Below are 3,963 nucleotides of genomic sequence, written 5' to 3'. Positions count from 1 at the left end.
CCTCACGGCGCAGGCCGGCGGGTGGCTGGGTGTTGCGGGCTGGCGTCCCGGCTGTGCCGGGGTGCGGCGGTGCTCGCGGCGGCACTGGGCGACGCGGCGGCGGCCGACCGTCTCGCGGCCCGGGCAGTGGCCGCCTACCGGCCGCGTCAGAGCCAGTCGAACCACTCGCGGGGCAGCGACGCGTAGCCGACGAAGGCCACCACGTCGAGCAGGGTGTGCGCGATGACCAGCGGCATCACCCGGCGGGTACGCAGGTAGAAGAGGCTGAAGACCACGCCCATCACCGCGTTGCCGACGAACGCGCCGAAGCCCTGGTACAGGTGGTACGAGCCGCGTAGCAGCGCACTGGCCGCGATGATCGCGGCGAGCCGCCACTGGAGTTGGCGCAGCCGGGTGACCAGGTAGCCGACCACGATCACCTCCTCCAGCACGGCGTTCTGCACGGCGGCGAGGATCAGCACGGGGACCGCCCACCAGACCGGCGGCAGCGCGGCCGGCACGAGCGTGGCGTTGACGCCGAGCTGGGCCGCCACCCAGAACAGGGCCAGCCCGGGCAGGCCGATCAGCGCGGCGAGGCCGGCACCGCGGGCCAGGTCCTGGCCGGGCCGCCGAACGTCCAGGCCGAGGGTCCGCGCCGGGTCGCCGGGGTCACGGCTGAGCAGGTGTACGGCGAGCAGCACCGGCAGCAGCGCGAAGACGATGCCGAGGAGCTGGTACGTCAGGTCCAGCCAGGGGCGGACCGACGCCGAGGTGTTCAGCGATGCGGTCTGTTTGGAGAGCGGCCCGTCGCGGTCAACTTCGCGATGATCGAGACCACCGCGTAGACCGCCGACTGGCCGAGGGACAGGCCGAGGACCAGCAGCGTCTCGGTCCCCAGGAGCCGGCGGGACACCGGGCGGGTCAGCTCAACGGTCACCGCACCACTCTGCCCGACGGGTCGCCCCGCTGGCAGGGCCGACCGGCCGGCGTGAACCGATCGCACATTCTGTGCGACCGGTCGGCACTCTCCGTGGAGATTCTATGGGCGCCCGATCCGCTGCCGTCTGGAGAAGGAGCACCCCGTGGATGACGTCGCGCGGCTGCTGAAGGAGAGCTGGACCCTGGTCGAGGAGGACCGGGACCGGCTGAGCGGGCACTTCTACGCCCGCCTGTTCCTGCTCGACCCCGCCCTGCGTCAGCTCTTCCCGGTGCAGATGACCGGCCAGGGCGACCGCCTGTTGGAAGCGATCATCACGGCCGTCCAGACGGTGGACGACCCGGAGAGCTTCGACGAGTTCCTCCGGGCGCTGGGCCGTGACCACCGCAAGTACCACGTCGACGATCGGCACTACGCGACGATGGGCGTCGCGCTGCTGGACGCGCTGCGCAGCACCGCCGGCGAGAGCTGGAACCTGGAGTACGACCAGGCGTGGCGGGACGCGTACGCGGCGATCTCGGCGAAGATGATCGCCGGGGCGGCGGCCGACGACAACCCGCCGTTCTGGCACGCCGAGGTGCTGACCCACGAGCGGTACGGCCCGGACACGGCCGTGCTGACCTGCCGGGCGTTGCAGCATCCGTTGCGCTGGCAGGCCGGCCAGTACGTCAGCCTGGAGGTGCCGCGCCACCACCCCCGGGTGTGGCGGACGTACTCGGTGGCGAACGCTCCGAACGACGACAACGTCCTGGAGTTCCACGTGCGGACGCCGGGCGCGGGCTGGGTGTCCGGTGCGCTGGTCCGCCGGGTGCAGCCGGGTGACCTGCTGCGGCTGGCCGCGCCGATGGGGTCGATGACCCTGGACCGGTCGTCGGAGCGGGACATTCTCTGCGTGGCCGGCGGGGTCGGTCTCGCGCCGATCAAGGCGCTGGTGGAGGAGTTGGCCACCTACAACCGCACCCGGTGGGTGCACGTCTTCTACGGCGCCCGTCAGGCGGCCAACCTGTACGGCCTGGCCGGGTTGCAGGAGTTGGTGGCCGTACACCCGTGGTTGTCGGTGACGGCGGCGTGCAGCGAGGACCCGGACTTCGACGGCGAGGTCGGTGACATCCCGGACGTGGTGGCCCGGTACGGCCCGTGGACGACCCACGACTGCTACGTCTCCGGCTCCGCGCGGATGGTCCGGTCCACGCTGCGGGTGCTGGCCGCGGACGACGTGCCGCCGCCGCACATCCGCTACGACACCTTCGGCGACCTCTAGACGTTCCTCCCCCCACACCGGGGCGCGCGCCCCTGCCCCCTGGGGCGCGCGCCCCGGTCCCCGCTTTGTTCAGTACCGCCAGGGTTGCCCGGTTTCCCGGTACTCCTCGACCGGCACGAGCGGCACGCCGGGTGCCATCCGGTCGACGTAGAGCCGGCCCTCCAGGTGGTCGATCTCGTGCGCGACGAGCCGGGCCATGCCGAACTCGAACGAGGTGATGATCCGGCTGCCGTCCCACTGGGCGTGCTCCACGTCCAGCCGCAGCGGCCGGGGCACCAGACCCCGGTGGTCGAAGAAGGAGAGGCAGCCCTCGTACTGCTCGTCGGTGTCCAGGTCGGCGTCGACCACCCGGGGATTGAGCAGCACGACCGGCTCGGCCGACCGGTCCGGGGGCCGCACCACGGCCGCCGCCCGGCCGATGCCGAGCTGCGGGGCGGCCACACCCACCCCCTTGCTGAACGGGTGCAGCTCGTCGAGTCGGACCAGGACCGCGGTGAGCCGGTCGACGAGGTCCCGGGCCACCTGTTCCTCACCGGGCAGCTCGAATGGGCGGGCCCGCTGGCGGAGCAGGTCGGCACCGCGCTGGACGATGCCGATTCCGCGCATCCGATCGCTGGGCCGGACCCGGACGCCGGCGGTGTCGACGTCCGGGTCGGTGTCCGGGCGGGCGCGGAAGCGCCACTGCATCCGGTAGCGCGCGTTCAGCGGAGGGTCGTCGGTCTGCCAGTCGAAGATCGCCCGGTCGCCCTCGTCGTGTCGCTGCGGTGCCGTACGCAGCGGGCCCTCCTCCGCCGAGAGCGAGGTTTCCACGCCCCAGACCTGTGGGTCGAGCGCCGCCGGCAGGTCGAGGCGTACGGCGAGGTGCCGGGTGGGCAGCCGGACGGCCCGCTGGAACCAGGGACCCCACTTCTCCCTCCCGACGCAGTACGCGTACTCGATGGTGGCCCGGTCGCCGGGGTAGAGGGGGAAGCGCCGCTCACCGTTCTCGAAGAGCAGCCAGATCTCCTTGAACGCGTCCCGGTCGTGTTTGGCACGCCAGTGCATCGGCTCCGGGTCACCGCCGCCGTCGTCGCGGCGGGCCTGTAGTTGCAGCTCTGCGAAGGTGAGGGGGTGCTCCCGGTGGTGCCGGTTGGAGCGGCCGGGGTCGTTCGGGTAGCGGTCGACGGCGACCCGGGCCAGGTAGCGGGTGACCGGCTCGGTGCCCGCGTTGTAGAGCTCACGCTGGATGACGCACCGGTAGCCGTCGTCGGTGTGGGTGAGGGTGGCCGCTTCCCGCTCCACGACGAGGCCGGTGCCGGGTGGCAGCCACTGGCCGGGGAGGGGCGACTCGCGCGGCGGTTGGCCGGTACGGGCGTGCCGGACGTCGTCGTACTCCCGGAAGCGCTGCCAGATCGCGCCGCCGGCCTCGAGGACGGCCTCGGCGCGGCGGGCGAAGTCCTCGGTGGGGCGGTGCCGGCGCCCTTCGACGTGGCTGACGTAGGACGGGTCGAACCCCATCAGGATGGCCAGTTGCTTCTTGGACAGCCCTCGCCCGGTCCGCTGTCGGGCGAGCTCGGCCGCGAAGGAGTCGGCAGCCCGATCGAGGGGGGAGATCGTCATCGGCTTCCTCGTGGCCGGGAGTATCAGTTTCACGTTCCGTGGCGGAGCGCACACGCAACTGGCACTTTGCCGACACACCACTTGACAATCCACCGACGGCCGCCGATCCTCCCGCGTTTTCCGGCGCCGTCGACGGGTAGTACGCCGTGCGCGCAGGTCATGGGGTGACCTGGACCTCCCGATCCGA

At 72.2% G+C, this 3,963-nt stretch carries 2 protein-coding genes and 2 pseudogenes; 2 read left to right on the top strand and 2 right to left on the bottom strand.

Annotated elements, in window-relative coordinates:
* Nucleotides 1-186: pseudogene (locus JNW91_RS32865) on the top strand (hypothetical protein); the annotation flags it as partial.
* Here JNW91_RS32865 and JNW91_RS30210 read toward each other — a convergent pair.
* Nucleotides 147-916, bottom strand: a pseudogene (locus JNW91_RS30210) (CPBP family intramembrane glutamic endopeptidase). The pseudogenes JNW91_RS32865 and JNW91_RS30210 overlap by 40 nt on opposite strands.
* A 145-nt stretch (nt 917-1,061) precedes the next feature.
* Between JNW91_RS30210 and JNW91_RS30205 the strand changes: the two are divergent.
* Entirely contained in the window at nt 1,062-2,177 is a 1,116-nt protein-coding gene (locus JNW91_RS30205; protein WP_203178897.1) for a globin domain-containing protein, read from the top strand.
* 69 nt (nt 2,178-2,246) lie between these two features.
* Here JNW91_RS30205 and JNW91_RS30200 read toward each other — a convergent pair whose 3' ends face one another.
* Nucleotides 2,247-3,776 carry a peptide deformylase gene (locus JNW91_RS30200; RefSeq protein ID WP_203178896.1) on the bottom strand — a complete coding sequence of 510 codons (1,530 nt, stop codon included), beginning with the start codon at nt 3,774-3,776 and terminating at the stop codon, nt 2,247-2,249.
* Between the last annotated feature and the right edge of the window lie 187 nt (nt 3,777-3,963).

It is taken from the genome of Micromonospora parastrephiae (genome assembly GCF_016802865.1).
Lineage (GTDB): Bacteria > Actinomycetota > Actinomycetes > Mycobacteriales > Micromonosporaceae > Micromonospora > Micromonospora parastrephiae.
Note: the sequence above shows the minus strand (reverse complement) of the source record. Positions and strands in the feature narration are given on the sequence as shown.